Annotated in this window: 19 protein-coding genes; 9 read left to right on the top strand and 10 right to left on the bottom strand. The window is 70.1% G+C overall.

Annotation, left to right across the window (positions count from 1 at the left end):
- Positions 1–304: 304 nt before the first annotated feature.
- Entirely contained in the window at positions 305–778 is a 474-nt protein-coding gene (locus tag AC0VYD_RS20100; RefSeq protein ID WP_475477009.1) for a MarR family winged helix-turn-helix transcriptional regulator, read from the bottom strand.
- A gap of 100 nt (positions 779–878) precedes the next feature.
- On the opposite strand from AC0VYD_RS20100, the gene AC0VYD_RS20105 reads away from it, so the two are divergent.
- Both AC0VYD_RS20105 and AC0VYD_RS20110 read left to right on the top strand, forming a co-directional pair.
- On the top strand, positions 879–1,775 hold the full coding sequence (locus AC0VYD_RS20105) for a DODA-type extradiol aromatic ring-opening family dioxygenase (protein ID WP_475477010.1): 897 nt from the start codon (positions 879–881) through the stop codon (positions 1,773–1,775).
- 81 nt (positions 1,776–1,856) lie between these two features.
- Complete coding sequence (locus AC0VYD_RS20110; protein ID WP_475477011.1) at positions 1,857–2,792, top strand: NADP-dependent oxidoreductase; 936 nt, start codon at positions 1,857–1,859, stop codon at positions 2,790–2,792.
- 36 nt (positions 2,793–2,828) lie between these two features.
- Here AC0VYD_RS20110 and AC0VYD_RS20115 read toward each other — a convergent pair whose 3' ends face one another.
- Complete coding sequence (locus AC0VYD_RS20115) at positions 2,829–3,035, bottom strand: hypothetical protein (protein ID WP_475477012.1); 207 nt, start codon at positions 3,033–3,035, stop codon at positions 2,829–2,831.
- A 225-nt stretch (positions 3,036–3,260) separates the two neighbouring features.
- A complete protein-coding gene (locus tag AC0VYD_RS20120; RefSeq protein ID WP_475477013.1) occupies positions 3,261–4,046 on the bottom strand; it encodes a MerR family transcriptional regulator in 786 nt (261 codons plus the stop codon).
- Between the two features lie 175 nt (positions 4,047–4,221).
- Between AC0VYD_RS20120 and AC0VYD_RS20125 the strand changes: the two genes are divergently transcribed.
- From AC0VYD_RS20125 to AC0VYD_RS20150, 6 genes are all read left to right on the top strand, one after another.
- Positions 4,222–5,133: an AurF N-oxygenase family protein gene (locus AC0VYD_RS20125; protein WP_475477014.1), complete on the top strand. Its 912-nt coding sequence runs from the start codon at positions 4,222–4,224 to the stop codon at positions 5,131–5,133.
- A gap of 254 nt (positions 5,134–5,387) precedes the next feature.
- Positions 5,388–6,242, top strand: a complete 855-nt coding sequence (locus AC0VYD_RS20130; protein ID WP_475477015.1) for an SDR family NAD(P)-dependent oxidoreductase — start codon at positions 5,388–5,390, stop codon at positions 6,240–6,242.
- Positions 6,243–6,255: 13 nt separating this feature from the next.
- Positions 6,256–7,170, top strand: coding sequence for an AurF N-oxygenase family protein (locus AC0VYD_RS20135; RefSeq protein ID WP_475477016.1), 915 nt, complete (start codon positions 6,256–6,258; stop codon positions 7,168–7,170).
- 236 nt (positions 7,171–7,406) lie between these two features.
- Positions 7,407–8,927 carry a flavin-containing monooxygenase gene (locus tag AC0VYD_RS20140; protein ID WP_475477017.1) on the top strand — a complete coding sequence of 507 codons (1,521 nt, stop codon included), beginning with the start codon at positions 7,407–7,409 and terminating at the stop codon, positions 8,925–8,927.
- A 24-nt stretch (positions 8,928–8,951) separates the two neighbouring features.
- On the top strand, positions 8,952–9,281 hold the full coding sequence (locus AC0VYD_RS20145; RefSeq protein WP_475477018.1) for a DUF4873 domain-containing protein: 330 nt from the start codon (positions 8,952–8,954) through the stop codon (positions 9,279–9,281).
- Between the two features lie 113 nt (positions 9,282–9,394).
- Positions 9,395–10,282, top strand: a complete 888-nt coding sequence (locus AC0VYD_RS20150) for an alpha/beta fold hydrolase (protein ID WP_475477019.1) — start codon at positions 9,395–9,397, stop codon at positions 10,280–10,282.
- Between the two features lie 843 nt (positions 10,283–11,125).
- Here AC0VYD_RS20150 and AC0VYD_RS20155 read toward each other — a convergent pair.
- The 5 genes from AC0VYD_RS20155 to AC0VYD_RS20175 all read right to left on the bottom strand — a co-directional run bounded on the left by AC0VYD_RS20155 (position 11,126) and on the right by AC0VYD_RS20175 (position 16,386).
- Positions 11,126–12,484 (bottom strand): four-carbon acid sugar kinase family protein, encoded by a 1,359-nt coding sequence (locus AC0VYD_RS20155; protein WP_475477020.1) that lies wholly within the window; start codon positions 12,482–12,484, stop codon positions 11,126–11,128.
- A gap of 275 nt (positions 12,485–12,759) precedes the next feature.
- Positions 12,760–13,305: a DUF2165 family protein gene (locus AC0VYD_RS20160; protein WP_475477021.1), complete on the bottom strand. Its 546-nt coding sequence runs from the start codon at positions 13,303–13,305 to the stop codon at positions 12,760–12,762.
- On the bottom strand, positions 13,302–14,102 hold the full coding sequence (locus AC0VYD_RS20165) for an HAD family hydrolase (protein ID WP_475477022.1): 801 nt from the start codon (positions 14,100–14,102) through the stop codon (positions 13,302–13,304). The genes AC0VYD_RS20160 and AC0VYD_RS20165 overlap by 4 nt, the downstream gene beginning before the upstream one ends.
- 92 nt (positions 14,103–14,194) lie before the next feature.
- A complete protein-coding gene (locus tag AC0VYD_RS20170) occupies positions 14,195–14,977 on the bottom strand; it encodes an AfsA-related hotdog domain-containing protein (protein ID WP_475477023.1) in 783 nt (260 codons plus the stop codon).
- 203 nt (positions 14,978–15,180) lie between these two features.
- Complete coding sequence (locus tag AC0VYD_RS20175) at positions 15,181–16,386, bottom strand: MFS transporter (protein ID WP_475477024.1); 1,206 nt, start codon at positions 16,384–16,386, stop codon at positions 15,181–15,183.
- A 144-nt stretch (positions 16,387–16,530) separates the two neighbouring features.
- Here AC0VYD_RS20175 and AC0VYD_RS20180 point away from each other — a divergent pair, with 144 nt between their 5' ends.
- Positions 16,531–17,133: a TetR/AcrR family transcriptional regulator gene (locus AC0VYD_RS20180; protein ID WP_452544877.1), complete on the top strand. Its 603-nt coding sequence runs from the start codon at positions 16,531–16,533 to the stop codon at positions 17,131–17,133.
- A 179-nt stretch (positions 17,134–17,312) separates the two neighbouring features.
- Here AC0VYD_RS20180 and AC0VYD_RS20185 read toward each other — a convergent pair whose 3' ends face one another.
- Together AC0VYD_RS20185 and AC0VYD_RS20190 are read right to left on the bottom strand one after the other, a co-directional pair.
- Positions 17,313–18,131: a hypothetical protein gene (locus tag AC0VYD_RS20185; RefSeq protein ID WP_475477025.1), complete on the bottom strand. Its 819-nt coding sequence runs from the start codon at positions 18,129–18,131 to the stop codon at positions 17,313–17,315.
- Positions 18,132–18,295: 164 nt separating this feature from the next.
- Positions 18,296–19,402, bottom strand: a complete 1,107-nt coding sequence (locus AC0VYD_RS20190) for a Gfo/Idh/MocA family oxidoreductase (protein ID WP_475477026.1) — start codon at positions 19,400–19,402, stop codon at positions 18,296–18,298.
- Positions 19,403–19,477 lie beyond the last annotated feature (75 nt).

Below are 19,477 nucleotides of genomic sequence, written 5' to 3' on the forward strand. Positions count from 1 at the left end.
GCTTCGGCCTCCAGCGAGATCTCGGACCGCCGTCCGCACACGTAGTCACGGACCGTCGAGCACGGCTCCTGCTCAAGAATCCACCCACGCGGCCCGTACACCCACGTGCTCCTGACACGAGCGTGGCCAACGCAGCACAGCGCGGTCCGGCCGATCAGTCCAAGGCCCCCGTTGCTCCGTCAGTGGCACGTGGCACACCTTGGAAACAAGGTTTACGACGCACGGCCGACAAGGCCTGCACCTCCCCCGTGCGCCGCATCACCGGCGTCTCCCAGTTGGCGCAAGCCCCGCTTGAAGACGGCGCTCAGCCTCCTTCGAGTTCCCGGCGCACGGTAGCGGCGATGCGGGTGAGTGCGACCCCGAGATGGCGGCGCTGAGCGGCACTGAGCGGATCGAACACGAGCCGTTTGACCTGCGCGACGTGTTCCGGGGCGCTCTCGACGAGTTTCTGCCGACCGGCGTCGCCCAGGACGGCGAGGGTGTATCGACCGTCGCCGGGGTCAGGCCGGCGGGTGACCCAGTCGCGGGCTTCGAAGCGGTCCATCACCTTCGACAGGCGGGGCTGGGTGCTGTCGCAGACCCGGGCCAGGTCACCGAGGCGCATCGTGCCCTCGTCCGCCATGGACAGTTGGGCCAGCACCCCGTACTCGAAGTTGGAGATGCCCGCGTCTCGCTGCAACTGACGATCGAGGGAAGCCGGGAGGGCGATGACAACCGTGAGGAGCGCCTGCCATACGTCCTGTTCGTCGTCGTCAAGCCAGGCTGAATGGGTGTCCATGAACCCCACCATACTTGCCCGGGCAACTCGAATCACTTGCCTAGGCAACTCAAGATGAGCTACTTTTTACTTGCCCAGGCAAGTGAAGGAGCTGATTCCGATGACCGACACGAGCAACCTGCCCCCTCCGGAGGGCCTGACTTCCCCCTTCCCGTCACGCGCACCAGCTGCGGCCTACGACGACCTGCTGGCCAGGGCCCTACCGCAGACGCACGAGCAGCGCGTCTGGACCCCCTCCGACGGCCCCCTGCCCAGCCTCTTCGTCAGCCACGGGGCGCCGTTCACCCTCGACGATCCACAGTGGCTCGGCGACCTCTTCGGCTGGGCCCAGTCGATGCCCAAACCCCGGGCCATCGTCGTCGTCTCGGCACACTGGGAACGGGCGCCGGCCGCGATATCCGGAGCCGCGGCGGGCACCCCGCTGCACTACGACTTCAGCGGGTTCCACCCCCGCTACAAGACCCTTCCCTACGCGACCCCGGACGCCACCGACCTGGCTCGGCGACTCACGGGCCTGCTGGGCCGGACGCCGGTGCACGAGTTCACCGACCGCGGTCTCGACCACGGCGCCTACATCCCGCTCATGGCCATGTACCCCGCGGCCGACATCCCGGTCGTGCAGCTCTCGATGCCCAGCCTCGACCCCGGCGCACTGCTCAAGCTCGGGGCACGCCTGCGGCCCCTGCGCGCAGAAGGCGTTCTCGTTCTCGGCTCGGGCTTCATGACGCACAGCTTCGCCGTCTTCCGCCAGCCGGAGCTCGCAGCCGACACCACGGCCTTCGACGAATGGGTTGTCGACACTCTCACTCGAGGCGACGTCGACGCCCTCACCGACTACCGCGACAAGGCACCCAGCGTCGCGGTCGCCCACCCGACGGCCGACCACTTCGTCCCGCTGCTGCTCGCCGTCGGTGCCGCCGATGACCCCGGCAGTGCCGTGAGCGCCATCGACCGCATGGTGACGGGCAACTCCATCCGGTCGGTGCAACTGGCCTGAGCGCATCGAAGCGCCTCACCTTCCCGCCTGATCGCCTCATCCCTCGGCGACGACATCAACACACCCCTGGAGGAAAGTGCCATGAAGGCAATGCGTTTCCACGAGTTCGGCAGCAGAGAGGTCCTGCGCTACGAGGACGTCGATCGTCCGGTTCCCGGCCCCGGGCAGGTTCTGGTGCGGGTGGCGGCCACGTCGTTCAACCCGGTCGACGATCACATCCGTGCCGGCGCCCTGGCCGGGATGCTCCCGATCGCGCTTCCGTACGTGCCGGGGCTCGACCTGGCTGGCACGGTCGCTGAACTCGGCGCGGACGTGACAGGCCTGGAGATCGACGACCGGGTCGTGGCGATGCTGCCCCTCGACTCCGCTGGCGGTGCCGCCGAGTACGTGCTCGCCCCGGCCGGGTCCCTTGCCCCGGCGCCCCGGACGATCGAGCTGGTCGACGCAGCGGCGCTGCCGCTGACCGGCCTGGCGGCCTGGCAGACGGCGTTCGAACTCGCCGAACTGAAGCCCGGTCAGACCGTCCTGGTCAACGGGGCAGGGGGCGCGGTGGGCAGCCTCGTGGTGCAGCTCGCCGTCGACGCGGGAGCGCACGTGACCGCGGTGGACTCGCCACGGCACGCCGACCGCCTCCGCGGCTACGGCGCGGACCGGGTCGTCGGCCCCCTCGCGCCCACTGCGGGCCCGGCCGCCGTGGGCGGTCCGTTCCAGGTCGTGGTGAACCATGTGCGCGTTTCCCCGGAGGAGCTCGCGCGCCTGACGAACTACGTCGCCGACGGCGGGATCGCCGCCAGCACGGCCGGCCCGATTCCCGGGGCCCCCGACCGGGGGGTGCGCAGCGCGAGCCTGTGGGTCCGCAGCGACGGAGCCCAGATGACCGAGCTGGTCGCCAAGGTAGACGCAGGCAAGCTCCGGCTCCACGTCGCCGCCCACCGCCCGGTGGCCGAGCTGGCCGCCGTGCATGAGGACTTCGGCGCCGGGCGGCTGCCCGGCAAGACGGTCGTGCTCGCTCCCTGACCACACCCTGACCGCGCCCGACCGGGCCGCCCGCCGTTACCGCTCCCGCCGGTGGGCGGCCCGGAAGTCCTGACAGCGGACGCGACCGGTCCCCGTCGGCACCGGCGAGGCCCGGACCGCCGCATCGGCGGCCTCGGGGTCCCCGACGCCGAACCCACCGCATGGCAGCGCGCCGCCGACGCCGGCCAACGGCAGGTCGAGTGACGGTTCACCACCGAAGACGCCCACGTCGAACTCCGTCACCCGTATTCCAGGAGTCAGCTGCGAGGATCTACTGGTTGTACTGACCGGAGGCGTTCGCGGCGTGCTCCGGGGGATCTCTTCTACGAAGGTCTTGCTCGTGGTGCGGTCCTCGCGGTGGGGACAGCGCTGGGGGCGGAGGTCGGGTGAGCCGAAGCGCTGGGGAGGCCGTCCGGCGGTTCCCCGGGGGCCGGAGGAGGCACGGGGTCCGGGGGTGCTCAGCAGGACTCAGGAGGGGCCGGGGAGGCCCTCCATGTCCTGGCCCGCCTGGTCCTGCGTCTGAAGGTGCTCCATGGCCTCGGCGAAGTGGTCGCCCAGGACGTTGGTGAGGTGGTGGGCCATCTCCTGGGCCAGGACCGCGTCCACGGCCTGCTGGGCCAGGGGGCGCACCCGGCGGATGAGCTCGGCGATCTGGGCGACGTCCTCGCTCTGGATCACGGTCCCGGGGGCGTGTTCGGTGATGATGTGGTCGGCGACCAGCCGGACCATGTGCTCGGAGACGTCACCGATCTTGAGCCGGAGGTTCTCCGCGATGTCCAGGACCGAGTCCACCGTCATGCCGAGCTTGACCAGTTCGACGCCGGCGTGGAAGAGGCGGGGGCTGGGGACCCGGAAACGCAGCCCGTCGCGTTCCAGCACACCGAGGTCCAGAGCCCGCTTTATGGTCTTGGGGGTCACCCCCTTGCCGAACAGTTCCCGCAGGTCCCCGAGGCTGACGTAGTCGGCTATCTCGTCGCTCCAGGCGTCCCCCACGGCGGACTCGAAGCCGAGGATCTCGGAGAGGTCGCCGCCGCGCTCCCACACCTGGAACATCTCGCCGATGTTGGCGAAGGTGTAGCCGCGGCGGAGCAGTTGGCCGATCAGCCGCAGACGTGCCAGATGCGCTTCGGAGTAGATGCCCACCCGGCCCTGGCGCCGGGGCGGCGCGAGGAGTCCTCGGTCCTGGTAGACCCGGACGTTGCGCACCGTCGTGTCGGCGAGCCGGGCGAGTTCGTCAATACGGTATTCGGCCATGGAACCAGCCTAGAGACCCCGGAGAGCCGTACTCATCAGTAAATCCGTCCCTCGGCGCCGTTGAACGTTGTCAACAGAGATTGTAACGTTCTAGAAAATCGGAGTGAACGGGGTCACATAACGCGAACCGCCCGTTCGGCGCGCCTCCGGCACGGAACACCCCCTGGAGGGATCCATGTCCGCGGGAAACGTCCGCACACCGAAGCTCACCGACCGCGAGGACATCGCCAAACGCCTGCTGCGCGGCTCCGCCAAGGCCTCCTTCGACCCCCTGGTGGAGATCGACTGGGAGGCCCCCCTCGATGACAAGTGGGGCATGCGCCCGGAGCGGGTGTCCATCTACGGCACCCACCTGTGGGACCGGCTCAGCGAGGACCAGCGCAGGGAACTGTCCCGGCTGGAGATGGCCAGCACCATGGCCACGGGCATCTGGTTCGAGACCATCCTGATGCAGATGCTGGTCCGGCACGTCTACCACAACGATCCCACGTCGCTGCACGTCCAGTACGCCTACACCGAGATCGCCGACGAGTGCCGCCACACGGTCATGTTCGCGAAGGCGATCGAGAAGCTCGGTTCCAGGGCCTACCGGATCGACCCCGTGGCCCACGTCCTGGGCAACGTCTTCAAGGCCCTCGCCCACGGACCGCTGATCTTCGCCGGCGCGCTCTTCGTCGAGGAGATCCTCGACCAGCTCCAGCGGGAGATGATCGACGACGAGAGCATCGAGCCGGTCGTGCGCTCCACCTCCCGGATCCACGTGATCGAGGAGGCCCGGCACATCCGCTACGCCCGCGAGGAGTTCCACCGCGACTGGATCGGGCGCGGCAGGCTGGACAAGGCCTACAGCAGGCTCGTCCTCGGCCTGGTCACCTACTACTCGGCCACCCGGCTGGTGCACCGGAAGGTCTACGAGCGGGTCGGCCTCGACCCGCGGGAGGCGCACCGGACGGCCCGGCGCAACCCCCGCTTCATCGACAGCAAGACCGAACTCTCCCGCAAGGTCGTGAGGACGCTGGACACCGCCGGGGCGATCTCGGGCCTGGGCCGGTACTTCTGGAAGAAGGCCGGGCTGCTCGGCCGATAGTGCCCCGATCGTGACCGGGGCGGACTCCGGGGTCGCGCGCCTGTTCGCGCGGCCCCGGAGCCGTGTCCGAGCACATCCGCCCCGACCTGCGACTGAGCCCCCGGGCGCCGACCGCCCCCACCCGGGCCGGGACACGGCGCCCGGCGCCGACCGGCACCCCCGAACCTTACTCGCGAGTAAATTTCCGGCTACTACCCATTGCATTGTGACAATGGCCGTTGTAACGTTCCGGCAATGACTGTGGAGGAGATCACATGACGACCCCCTTGCCGCGCCACCTGAGCCGGCTGTCCGGCCAGAACGCCATCGTCACCGGCGCCTCCGGCGCGTTCGGCAGCGCCACCGTGGCGGTCCTCCGCCAGCTCGGTGTCAACGTCGTCGGCATCGACCGCAAGGCCGCCCCCGGTGTCATCGCCTGCGACATCACCGACGACCAGCAGGTGCGCGAAGGGGTCGCCGAGGCGATCGAGCAGCTCGGCGGACACCTGGACCTGCTCGTCCACTACGCCGGGGTCGGCCCGTCCGTGGACATCGGCCACATGCCCGACGCCCACGCCCACCAGGCGCTGGAGGTCAACCTCCTGGGCACCTGGCGGGTCACCGCCGCCGCGATGCCCGCCCTGCTCCAGAGCCGGGGCCGGGTGATCGTCACCGCCTCGCTGCTGGCCAACCTCCAGGTCCCCCTGGCAGGCGCCTACACCGTCTCCAAGCGCGCGGTGACCGCCTACTCGGACGCCCTGCGCGCCGAGTACGGCACCCACGTCGGCGTGACCACGGTCTACCCCGGCTTCGTCGACACCCCCATCCACGAGAGCTCGCGCGCCACCGGCGCCTCGCTGGACGGGGTGGTCCCCGCCGAGACCAAGCGGGACACCGTGATGACCGTGGTCCGCGCCGCGGCCGCCAAACGCCCCCCGCGCGACGTCGCCTGCACGGCCTTCGGGACCGCGGCCCTCCACCTGACCAAGCACTTCCCCGCCACCACCGAACAGATCGTGTCGCTCCAGCTCGGCCTGCTCCTCACGGACGGCGCCTTCGCGGACGCGGAGATCGCCCAGGGGCTCCACGCACGCCACGGTTCCCCGCACGCCAAGACCAGCGTTTCCTGAGGAGGAACGAGAGATGACCGCCGAAGTAGTCGCCAAGCCCAAGGTCACCGACCGCGAGGACATCGCCAAGCGCCTCCTGCGCGGCTCCGCCAAGGCCTCCTACGACCCCCTGGTCGAGATCGACTGGGACGCCCCGGTCGACCCCGACATGTGGGCGATCCGGCCCGAGCGCATCTCGATCTACGGCACCCACCTGTGGGACCAGCTCAGCGAGGACAAGCGCAAGGAGCTGTCCCGCCTGGAGGTCGCCAGCGTCGCCACCATCGGCATCTGGTTCGAGACCATCCTGATGCAGATGCTGGTCCGGCACGCCTACCACAACGACCCCACGTCGCTGCACGTCCAGTACGCCTACACCGAGATCGCCGACGAGTGCCGCCACACGGTCATGTTCGCGAAGATGGTGCGCAAGCTCGGCTGGGAGACGCACCGGCTCGACCCGGTCACCTTCCACCTCGGCCGCGTCTTCAAGGCGATCGCGCACGGACCGCTGATCTTCGCCGGCGCGCTCTTCGTCGAGGAGGTCCTGGACCAGCTCCAGCGCGAGGCCGTCCCGGACGAGCAGATCCTGCCGCTGGTGCGCGCCGTGGCCCGCATCCACGTGACCGAGGAAGCGCGCCACATGCGCTACGCCCGTGAGGAGTTCCAGCGCGACTGGCCCGAGCGCAGCGCCCTCAACAAGGCCTACAGCCGGATCGTGCTCGGCCTGGTCGCCTACTACTCCGCGACCCGCCTGATCAACCCGAAGGTCTACGAACAGGTCGGACTCGACCCCAAGGAGGCCTACCGGGTCGCCAAGGGCAACACGCACTGGGTCGAGACCAAGACCTGGGCCGCCCGCAAGGTGGTCAACACGCTGGACACCGCCGGGGCGATCTCCGGCCTGGGCCGGTACTTCTGGAAGAAGGCCGGGCTGCTCGGCAGCTAGCCGACTCCCCGAGGGGCACTCCCCCTCCCAAGAACGCCGCCGTCGGAAGGCGAAACGCGCCACGTCTTCCGGCGGCGGTCCCCCAGACGTCGGGGGCTGAGAGCGGACGCGCCACGCGCTCAGCCCCCGACACCCTCCCCCCGGGGGCGAAACGCGCCACGTCCCCGGGGACCATACTTACCGGTCGGTACGCAAGACTCCACGGCCGAACCGGGACGCACGAAGGGAACAGCATCGTGACCGAAGCAGTGCCGCACTACCGGGTCGCCGTCATCGGCACCGGATTTGCCGGGATCGGTATGGCTGTCCGCCTCAGGCAGGCCGGTCTCAAGGACTTCGTGATCCTGGAGAGGGCCGACGGCATCGGCGGCACCTGGCGCGACAACTCCTACCCGGGCGCCGCCTGCGACGTCCCCTCGCACCTGTACTCGTTCTCCTTCGCGCTCAACCCCGACTGGAGCCGGACCTTCTCTCCGCAGCCCGAGATCTGGGACTACATGAAGCGGGTCGCCGGTGAACACGGCGTGGACCAGCACGTCCGCTACAACAGCGACGTCCGGGCCGCGCACTGGGAGCCCGGGGACAACCGCTGGCGGATCGAGACCACCGACGGCACCGTCACCGCGCAGTTCCTGGTCAGCGGCGCCGGCCCCCTCGCCGACCCCACCTACCCCGACATCAAGGGCCTGGACACCTTCGAGGGCAAGCTCTTCCACTCCGCCGAATGGGACCACGACCACGACCTGACCGGACGCAGGGTCGCCGTGATCGGCACCGGTGCCTCCGCGATCCAGTTCGTACCGAAGATCCAGCCGAAGGTCGGCAGGCTGACGCTGTTCCAGCGCACCGCCCCGTGGGTGATGTTCCGCCACGACCGCGACATCACCAAGGCCGAGAGCTGGCTCTACCGGAACGTCCCCGGCGCGCAGCAGATCGCCCGCAAGAGCATCTACTGGGGCCGCGAGAGCTACATCTTCGGCTTCGCCAAGAACCCCAGGCTGCTCGGGATCGTGGAACGCCTCGGCCGGGCCAACATCAACCGCAGCGTCAAGGACCCCGACCTGCGCGCCAAGCTCACCCCGAGCTTCCGCGCCGGGTGCAAGCGCATCCTGATGTCCAACGACTACTACCCCGCGCTGGCCCGGCCCAACGTGGACGTGGTCACCGACGGCATCGTCGAGGTCCGGCCGAACTCCGTGGTCACCCGGGACCCCTCCGGCGAGGAGACCGAGCACGAGGTCGACACGATCATCCTCGGCACCGGCTTCCAGGTCACCGACCCGCCGATCGCGCACCGCCTGTACAACTCCGAGGGCCGCTCGCTCGCCCAGCACTGGGGCAGCAACGTCCAGGCCTTCCGCGGCACCACCGTCAACGGGTTCCCGAACGCGTTCGTGCTCGCCGGCCCCAACACCGGCCTGGGCCACACCTCACAGGTGTTCATGATCGAAGCGCAGATCCGCTACACGATGGAGGCGCTCAAGTACGCGTGCCGCAACCGGGTCGACCGCCTGGAGCCCCGCCCCGAAGCCCAGCGCGCCTACAACAGGATGATCGACAAGTCCATGCAGGGAACCGTGTGGGTGACCGGGGGCTGCGACAGCTGGTACCTGAACGAGGAGGGCCGAAACACCACCCTGTGGCCCACCTTCACCTGGAACTACGCCCTGCGCACCCGCTGGTTCGACCCGCACAACTACGACCTGCGCCGTGTCCCGCGGGGCGGCGGAAAGCGCAAGGACGCCGTCCCGGCCTGACGGGACCAGAGAAGGAGAAGCATCATGAGCGGGTTCGACGACGGGGAAGAGGAGTACCGGGGCACGGTGACGGTCCTCCTCTCCGAGGAGTCCTCGGAGGACTTCGAGGTCCAGGCCCACCTGGCCGGGCACTTCTCACCGCTGACCGGTGACTACCGGTGGAAGGGCCGCCTGTCGGCCGAACCCGGGATCACCAGGGCCTACGAGCGCGGTGTGCGCACCGTCATCGTGCGCACACCCGACGGCCACGAGGGGGTCGGCACACTCGACACCCCCAACCTCTGGGGCGGGCACCCGGTCAACGGGTCGGGCACCCCGCCCTTCGCGGTCCCCCAGATCGACCTCGACGACTGAGGCCGCCCCGAAGACGTCCCTCCAGTTCACGCGCCGACCTGGAGGGACACCCCCCGCGCCGCGGCGGTCGCACCGACCGCCGCGGCGCTCCCCCGAGTGAGAGGTAACCCCTGATGGCGACACGACACGTGGGCCACGCCCAGGAACTCAAGGTGCGTTCCGCCGACGGCACCCGGCTGCACGTCGAGGTACGCGGACCAGCCGACGGCCCGACGGTGGTCCTCTCCCACTGCTGGGCGACCTCCCTGGCCTCCTGGGGGCCCGTGGTCCGGGAACTGGACCCGAGCCTGCGGGTGGTCCTCTACGACCAGCGCGGGCACGGCCGTACCCAGACCCCCATCACCCGAGCCGGGTACGGCACCGAGAAGCTCGCCGACGACCTGTGCGCGGTCCTGGAGGCGACCGTGCCGGAAGGGCGCAGGGCCCTGGTCGCCGGGCACAGCATGGGCGGCATGACCGTGATGGCCGCGGCTCCGCGGGAGACCTTCAAGGAGAAGGTCGGCGCCGTGCTCCTCACCAACACCGGATGCACCGACCTGCCGAGGAAGTCCAGCGCCATTCCCCTCCCCGGTGCTCTCGGCACCCTCGGCGCCAGGATCTTCCTGACCGCGCCCCTCCCCCTGGGCCCGCCCAACGCCCTGTCCGCGGAGATCTTCAAGTTCCTGGTCATGGGCAGGAACACGGACAAGGCCACCAAACGCCTGTGCGCCAAGCTCGTCCACGACTGCGGCAGCATCCCCCGCGGCGAGTGGGGCAGGGTCCTCACCGAACTGGAACTGGACGACTCCACCCGTCAGATCACCGCCCCGACCGTGGTCGTGGGCGGAGACGAGGACAAGCTGACCCCCGCGTGGCACGCCCACCACATCGGAGACCTCGTGCAGAACTGCGAGGAGGTCCGGGTGCTCCCCGGTCTCGGGCACATGGGACCGCTGGAGGCGCCCAAACCCCTCGCCGAGCTGATCGACAAGCTGACCTTCACCCACATCGTGTCGGCCTGACCTCCCCACCCCAGAAGGTCGTCCGGGTGACGGCTCCCCGCCGCAGCCAACCCCTGGGGTTCTGCCGCGCCGCTCAGGCTCCTGCGCCCCAGGGCCATCCGCCGCAGTAACCCGCACCACCCCAACCCCCTGCACCCCAGGGGGTTGAACGTGCACCTCCAGGTGACAGACCCCAGGGGATCATGAACCCGGACCATGCGCCGTAGTAACCCGCACGGCCCCGACCCCCTGCGCCCCAGGGGGTTGAACGTGCACTTTCCGGTGGCAGCACCCCAGGGGGTTCAGGCCCTCATCATCCGCCGTAGTAAGCGGCACAATCCCGATCCCCTGCCCCCCGGGGGTTGAGCGTGCGCTTCCAGGTGGCAGCACCCCTGGGGGTTGTGAACCTCCGCTTTGCGCTGTCGTAAGCCGCACGGCGCAAACCCCCTCAACCCCAGGGGGTCACAGAACGTGCGCCTTGTGTGTCCTCCCCCGGTGGTGGGGGTTGGCCGAAGAGCGGTGGGCGGCGCCCGGACACAGGGGGTTTTCGCCAGTGCTGGGGACACGTGTCTCCAGAACACACCAGTAGTCCAGGGGGGGTTGGCGAGCTACGGGCCTCGCCCTTTTCCAGAACCAGACGTAGCAAGATCAAGCACGTCCCGCGAGGTGCGTAGCGGCCTCTGAGTACGCCCTACACCAGCCCCCACAGGGCCCAGCCGGACGAACACCGGGCTCAGACCACCCCAGGGGGGTGTCCTGAACCCCCACCACCAACCGTTTGAACCCGCACCCACGCAGACCCCCGCACCACAACAGGTCTTGAACCCCCACCACAACCCGCCCGAACCCGCACCCGCACACCCCTCAGCTTTCCCTGACCAGGGTTGGGATCACGTGCTCGGAAACCTCCGAGTGCACCTGGTGCAGGCGGGCCTGGACAGCCCTCCTCAGTTTGGCCAGACACTCGACCAAGGTGATGTCGTCACCGACCAGCCCGCCCTTGGCCACCACGGGCGTACCGTCCAGCGGGCCCCCGCTGAGGTGACCGTGGACGGCGAGCGGGACGATCTCACCGCCGACGTCGAAGGCGTGCACGTCCAGTTCGTCCAGGAGGCTGGCGACGAGGTCGCCGCCGGTCAGGTACAGACCGCTGGGCAGCGCCTGGGCCCCCACCGTGTCGGCGAGCTCGTTGACCACGTCCGCGACCAGACCCGCGATCCGGCCCGGCAGTTCGGCGCGGGCCTGGGCGGGGAGCTCCCGGACCCGTTCGGCCGTGGTGACCATCCGCAGCACACACAGCTCGGGGAAGCCCGAAGAGGACAGCTGTGTGGTGAGTTCTTCGGCAACCTCGTCGGCGTGGTCGCTCTCGGGGTCCGCCAGGGCTACCGCGTCCACGTCCACGAACCGCACGGCGCCGGTACGGGCCACTGTGGCCAGTTGGCGGCGGGTGAGCTCGGTGGTGCTGCCCGCGACCGCGAGCAGCGGTCCACGGGAACCGGCCTGGCCGCGCAGGCGCAGGGCGTAGGCGAGCAGGGCGCCTGTGGGTCCCGGGTCGACGGCCACCCAGACGGTGCCGTCGGAGTGGTGTGCCGCCGCTGCGGCCTCGGCGATGTCGGTGAGGTGCTGCTCGCTGCTGGCGTCGCAGACCACGATCGGTTCGTCCCCGGCCAGGAGCTCCGCGGTGAGCATCTCCTGGGTGATCTGACGGACCGGCACATGCCGGACGGCGAGATCGGTCTGGGCTCCGAGGATGTCGGCGACCACGCTGGTGGTCATCGGGCAGAGGGGGTCGACCGCGAGTTCCGTGCGTTCCAGCGGTGTCCCGTTGAGCAGCTGCACACCGTCCTCGGTGATCCGACCGGAGCCGGGGAAGGCGGGGGTGAACAGCACCCGGACCCGGGTTTCGGTGGGTACCCGGTCGCGGACCGCGTCGTAGGCGGCCTGGATCTCGGCGCCGATGTTGCCGCGCAGGGTGGTGTCGGTGCGTTTGACCACGAGGCCGACCGGCCATACCGCCTCAACCACGTCGGTGACCAGGTCAGCGGCCTGTTCAGCGGGGACGTGCCGGCTGTCCAGGTTGGCGACGACCACGTCGTAGTCACCGGCGACCCGGCTGACGTGCTCGGGGGTCACCGTGGCCACGCGCATCCCGGTACGTGCGAAACGGGCGCCGGTGGCGTTGGCACCGGTGAGATCGTCAGCGACCACGAGAACCTGGGCCACGGCGCTTCTCCTTCGGTGTGGGAAACCCTCGATCAACCTCCTTCCAACATAGGCCCAAGGTGAGGGGCCGGGGACCTTGTCCACAGGCCGGTTCCCCGTTGACCGATCCCGGAAAGCGGACGGGGGCGGCCTCGGGAAGGTTTCCCGGCCCCGGAAAACGCAGGTCCCCTTCCTTCAGGACCCGCGCACCCCTCCCACGAAGTCGGGTGGAAGGGGTGCGCGGAAGCGGACCGGTCGACCGCGTGCAAGCAACCCGGTCAACCTGCTCAAGACACTCAGACGAACGCCCTCTCCCGGGGCAGGTTCACCAGCACGAGCCCGCCGACGGCGACGAGCAGGAGCGTGAAGTGCACCTGCTGGACGGGGCCGAAGCTGATCCAGTAACCGAACCAGAGGCCGCCGACCAGGAACATCAGCGCCAGCCCGGCGAGAGCGCTCAGTGCGACGTTGCCGAGCCGGGTGGCGCGTGTTCCGTCGCCCCGGCCCAGAGCCAGGAGCAGGTGGGCGGCGGCGGCCCACCAGAGCAGCGCGGAGGAGACCGCCTGGTAGGCGATCACCCCGTACAGGGCGGGGGCGGCCAGGTCACCGGAGAGAGCACGGCCGAGCAGCCCCTGTCCCTGGTGGGGGTTGCCGACCATGTCCTCCATGGTGAGGACTCGACCGATCAGGTGGATGTTGGTCCCGCTGTCGGTGATGTTGTTGATCATGATCAGCGTGAGCCAGGCGGCCATGCCGACCAGAACGAGCAGTTGGGGCAGGATCAGGCCCGTCCCGGTGCCGGTCGGGGACGCTCGCCTGTGGGGCTTGGTTTCCGTGGTCATGCACGGTCTCCTGTCGTGGTGGGGGTCAGGGGGTGGTTCGACGGTGCGGCCCAGAGGGCGAGCGCACATCCGCACACGCATTCGGAACCGTGGCCGCCGGGGGGTGCGGCAGGGGCGGGGTCGTGCACCCGGGGCCAGCCCCGTTGCGAGGCGTGGCCGAGCAGTGCCGGATCGCCGTCCGCCCGCACGTGCGGATGGCCGACCGCCTCCAGCATCGGAAGGTCGCTGATGTGATCGCCGTAGGCGTGGCTCGATGCCGGATCGAGCCCGTGCCGCTGGGTGTACTCACGTACGGCCTCGCCCTTGGCGGGCCCGATCATCGGCCGTTCGACCTCGCCGGTCAGCCGCCCGTCCACGACGAGGGGGCGGGTTCCGTGGAAGGCGGTCGCGCCCAGTGCCCGGGCCAGCGGTTCGAGGCAGGGGGCGAAGGATCCGGACAGGAGCACCACATGGGCCCCGTCGGCGAGGTGTCCGCGCAGGGCCAGCGCACTTCCCTCCAGGAAGAACCCGGGTACGGCGGCGCGGGTGGCGAACCACCGGCGGCCGGAGGCCATCAGCTCCTGTTCGGAGGCGCCCCGGTAGAGACGGTAGTACTCCCTGTTGATCTCTTCCCTCGGAGCCCCGGAGGCGGCCAGTTCTCGCAGTTCCGCGGCCGATTCCGTGTAGGCGCTCGGGGGGCTGCCCAGTTCGGCCAGGCGGAAGGCGAGGAAGTCGAACATGCTCTTGACCGGAATGAGCGTCTCGTCCACGTCGAAGAACGCACCTGTCCGCGCGCCGACCACGCCCGCATCGAACACTCCCGTACCTGCTCCTACGCCCGCATCCGCGCGAGCACCATTCCCGACGGCGCCGTCACCACCGGCACCGACCGCTCCCGTGGTACCGCCCATCAGCGGGCCCCTGCGGAGACGAGGGCGCCGCTGGAGGACTGAACGGCGTACTCCACGGCGCGGTCGGCGCGGCGGTGCTCCACACGCTTGAGCCTGGCGGTGTCGAAGGCGGTGAAGGAGACCTCGGTGCTGGCCGCGCGGCGGCCGGCCTGGTGGAGGTCGATCCGGGCGGTGAACCCGAGACGTTCGGGATCGTCGAGATCGGCGCTCTGGACCAGGTAGAGGATCTCCGCGTCGAGGGGGAAGAGGAAGTTCTCGAAGGTCGTGGAGATCGAGTCGATGACGAAGTAGTACCGCCGTCCGGGCCAGCGGTGCGTGTAGTACCGTTCCGTCACCGCCAGGAACATCTGGCGAGCCGCCTCGACCACGACCATCCCCTGGACGTGTTGTCCGGTCTGGTGGTCCAGGAGCAGCTCATTGTCGGCGTTCAGCAGCAGGGCCGCCTGGAAGAGCTGGTCGTCGCGTCTACCGAGGTCCGCGATGAGTACGTTCTGCTCCCGATGCTTGTGCGCCTCCGCCCGGCGGGCGGGGTCGAGGCGCGAGGGTCGAATCCGGACGCGGTCATGGATGTCCCGCCGCTTGACGGTGTCTTCCAGGTACTGCCACTCGTAGGTGCTCATCCCCTGGCCGCCCCGGACCTCCAGATTTGTTCCGGGGCCGTCGTGGTGGCCGAGCTGGATCTCGGCGACGAGTTCGGAGAGGGTGCGGATGTTCTCGTGTACGGAGAACCCCGCGAACCTCTGGCCTACGACGTACACGAGTTTCTCGTTCTGCTGCTGCATTGCTGTCTCCACTCCGTGGTTCTCGAACCGGTGCTTGACGGGGACGCCCGGCGGGCGTCCCCCGGGGGCGGACACGCCCGGTTTCGGGGGCGTCCGCCCGGGGGCGACTGGCACGTAACACCTGGCACACAACGCCCGCGGCGCGACACCTGCTCCTGCGGCACCCGGTGCGCAACGCCCAGTACGTGACGTGGTGTGCGCGGTCAGTCCCCGGCCCGTCGGAGGAGGGCCGCCAGGGCCAGCGCTCCCCCGACGGCCAGGACGGCCGCCGTGCCGAGGGCGACCGCGGTGAATCCCAGACCCGACAGGACGGTGGCGAGTTGGGGACCGAGTCCCGCGCCGACGAACAGCGCGAAGGTGTAGAGGGCCGTGGCCGAGCCGCGGGCGGCACCGGCGCGCATGCCGATGGCCTGGATGAGCGCGGGGGCGGCGACGGCCACACATCCCGCGAAGGCCAGCAGGCTCGCCCCGAGGGCCACCGGCCCCAGGTCGGCGACCAGTCCCGTCACGGCTGCCGTGACCGCGGCGCCGGTGAGGGCTGCGGGGACCCTCGTCCCGGGCGAGTAGCGGGCGAGCCGCGAGCTGAGGAGCGGTACCGCGAGCATGGCGGGCAGGGCGGTGGCGCGCAGGGTGAGCAGCGCTTGGGCGTCACCGGTGAGCCAGGCGGGGCCGGAGAGTTGGAGGCCGCTGTAGACACCGACGAAACCGAGCAGGACGGTGGTCGTGGCTCCGTAGAGCAGGAGGAGCCTTCGGTCCCGCAGCAGTCCGAGCATCCCGCTGACAGCCCCGCCTCCGGAGGGCTGCGGGCTCTGGTCGGGAGCCAGCACGAAGCGCAGACCGAGGGCGGCCACGGCCAGGGCCACCGCGGAGGCGGCGAAGACGCCCTGCCAGCCGATGCTCTGTTCGAGGGCTTGGGCCGCGAGTTGGCCGATGACGGCGGCCGCGAGGAAGGAACTGGTGAGCCAGGTGATGGCGGTGACGCGGCGCTCGGCTTCGACCCGGGTGGCGATGTAGCTGAACGCCGCGGGGGCGAAGGAGGCTGCGGCGAAACCCTGGAGTGCTCTGAGCGCCAGGCCCGCGGCGGCTCCGGGAGCCAGTGCGACGGCTCCGGTGAGGGCCGCGGTGGCCAGGCCTCCGGCGATGATCACCCGGCGGGGGCCGAACCGGTCCGCGGCGGGACCGGAGACGAGGAAACCCGTGGCGTAGGCGATGGCGAAAGCGGTCACCGTCCAGGCGACGGTGCTCTGGTCCGCGCCCCAGTCCCGGGCGACGGGCGCCAGGAGCGGAAGGACGGAGTAGAGCTGGCCGACGACGAGAACGCCGGTCAGGGAGAGCGCGGTGACGGCGAACGGACGGGACGCCGGTGCCTGTCGCCTGTTCACTTCGGCGTTGGGCTGTGTGGTGGACATGACCACCATCATTGAAAACCAACCAGTTGGTTGTCAATCGATTCCGCCATTCCGGAGCGGACCGCTTCCGGCCAGCGTGAAACAAGACACAGCCTTCCTGCACCCCAAGTAACCAACCAGTTGGTTATAGTTTACGATTGTGGCATGAGTAACACCTCGCGAACCGAGAACACCCGCACCCTGCTGCTCCAGGCCGCACGGCACGAATTCGCCGCGCACGGTATCGCCGGAGCCCGGGTGGACCGCATCGCAGAGCGTGCCGGAGTCAACAAGCAGCGGATCTACGCGCACTTCGGCGACAAGGAACAGCTGTTCAGACACGTGGTCGGAGGGGCGGTCGACGAACTCTCACAGGCCGTGACCCTCACCGACGACAGCGATCCGGCCTCCTACGTCACCCGGATCTTCGACTACCACCGTTCCCACCCCGACCTGCTGCGCCTGCTGTTGTGGGAGGCCCTGCACTACGGCGACTCCCCGGTGCCGGGAGAGGAGGAACGCGCGGGGCTCTACGACGCCAAGGTCGCCTCCCTCACCGAGGCGATGGGCGGATCGGCCTCCGACACCGACGCACGCCACCTGCTCCTCACCCTGATCGGCCTGGCGGCCTGGCCCCAGATCACCCCTCAACTGACCCGGCTCGTGCTGGGCCGGGACCCCTCCGACGAAGAGGTCCGGGACCAGATGCGCGAACACCTGGAGAAGTTCACCCGGAACGCGGCGGCGCCCCCCACGACAAGCGCGTAACAGGGCGAACACAACGGGGCGGACCCCGGAAGCGGCACAGCGATCCGGGGTCCGACCGTGTACGGGACCGGCACCCCCGAACGCGAACCGGCGGGGCCGGGTCCGTCCGTGTACGGGACCGGCACACCGGTAAGCGAAACCGGCAGGATCGGGACCCCCGCCGCGGAGGGTCCCGGACCTCACCCCGGGTCGGCGACGGCGGCCGGAGCCGGGGGGTGCTCACCCGTACCCTCGACCGCGGCGATCCACCTGTCATGGAGCCACATCTGGGTGGACCTGCGCTGCGCGGAGGAGTCCCAGGTGACGTCGCGCTCGAAGGTCACGATCCGGGCGCCGACCCCCACGACCACCCAGGCGTAGCGCCCGTCGTCATGCCTGGTCTTGACCTTGACACCGGGGATGACCCGTTCCCGTCCCCCGGCGTCCACCACGACCTCGTCATGCCGGTCCACCCACTGCTCGGTCAGGCCCTCCAGGTAGTCCGAATCCTGCCGTGCCAGCCAGTTGTAGGCCGCCTCGCGGACCTGATCGTGGGTGGGCAGGTCGTCGGGGTCGTTAGCGGCCGCGGCGTCCAGAAGGGTGACACCCACGATCCGGCCGTCCTCGCCCAGCACGACACTCAGATGGCTCTCGCCGAGCACCCGCTCACCGCCGACCTGGTAACGCCGTACCGTGACCTCCTCGTCGTCGTGGAGCGCGGTGCGCTCGTCGGCCTCCACCCAGCCCTCCGGAAGCTCCACCCCGGTGCCCCGCAGTGCGGGGTCGGTGTCAGCCCCGCTCCCGGTGCCGTCCCCTGTTCCGTTCCGAAGCTCGCTCGTCTGGTCCACGGTCTCCTCCTCGCTGGCGTCCGTCACGTAGTCGGCGGGCTCCGGTCCCCCGCGTGTACCGGCGTAGGCCCAGAGCGACGTGCCGAGCACGACCGCCGTCGACGCGGCGACGCCGAGCACCACCGCCCGGGAGCGCGGACGCACCGGCACCTCGTCTGATCCCCGTGTCATGCCCTCTCCTCTTCAGTTGTCGGGCCGGACAGACTCATAAAACCAACCAACTAGTTGGATGTCAATGCTCGGAGTGACACCGCGAACACCGAGGGCCGAGCCCCCTCAGGGGCCCGGCCCGTGTTGTCTCGCGTGCGGTCGGCTCCGCGTTTCCCCGTGTGCGGTCAGTGCCGCGCCAGCTCCACCACCGACCCGGTTCGGGCACTGTGCCGGGCCGCCTCGATGACCTCCAGGCCGTGGATCACCTCGTGCAGGTCCACCGGCAGCGGTTCACCCTCACCGACGGCGTCGCGCACCCCGGCGTAGAACTCCGGGTAGGCGCCGCGCTCACTGGGCACCGGCTTGGTCCGGCCGTCGGCCCCGAGCAGGCCCCACTCCTCCTCCGGGACCACGCCCCAGTCGGGCGCGTCCGCGCGCTCCCCCGCGGCCAGCCGGGCCTCCTGCCCGTCCAACCCGTGGCTGACGAAGGCCGCCTCGTCCCCGAGCACCCGGAAGCGGGGGCCGTTCTGGGCGCTGAGAGCGCTCATCCACAGGTGGGAGCGCGTACCGCGGACGTGCTGCAGGGCGAGGAAGACGTCGTCGTCAGCCCGCACGCCCTCACGCAGGGAGTCGATCTCGGCATGGACGGAGGCCACCGGGCCGAACAGGTTGACCGCCTGGTCGATGAGGTGCGGACCCAGGTCGTACAGCAGGCCCGCACCGGCCTCCACTCCCCCGCTCTCGCGCCAGGTCCCCTTCGGCTCTGGGCGCCACCGCTCGAAACGCGACTCGAAGCGGTGCACCCGTCCCAGGGAGCCCTCCTCGATGAGCTGCCACAGGGTGAGGAAGTCGGCGTCCCAGCGACGGTTCTGGTAGACGGTGAGCACCTGGTCGAGCTCACCCGCCAGCTCGGTGAGCTCCCGCGCCTGGGCCGAGGTGAGCGCGAACGGCTTGTCCACGACCACCGCCATGCCCGCTTCCATCGCGGCACGGGCCAGGGGCGCGTGGGTGTCGTTGGGGGTGCTGACGACCGCGATCTCGTAACGCCCGGCGTCGGCCCACAGGTCGGCGGCGGTGGGGTACACGGTGACCCCCGGGTACCGTGCCTGCGCGGCCCGCCGGCGTTCGGGCGATCCGGTGACCACGGCGGACAGGCGCAGCCCCGGCACAGCGTCGACAAGGGGGGCGTGGAAGACCTCCCCGCCCTTGCCGTAGCCGATCAGGACGACGTGCAGTTCGGGTCCGTCATGTCCGGTTGTGCCCTGACCAGGGCTGGTGGGTGCGTCAGCCATGCCCCCAATGTACGGCGCACCGCCGGTGTCCGGACCCGGGCCCCGCACCGAGGCCCGAGCCGACATCCCACCTTT

This window comes from Nocardiopsis sp. iso_40 (genome assembly GCF_056173285.1).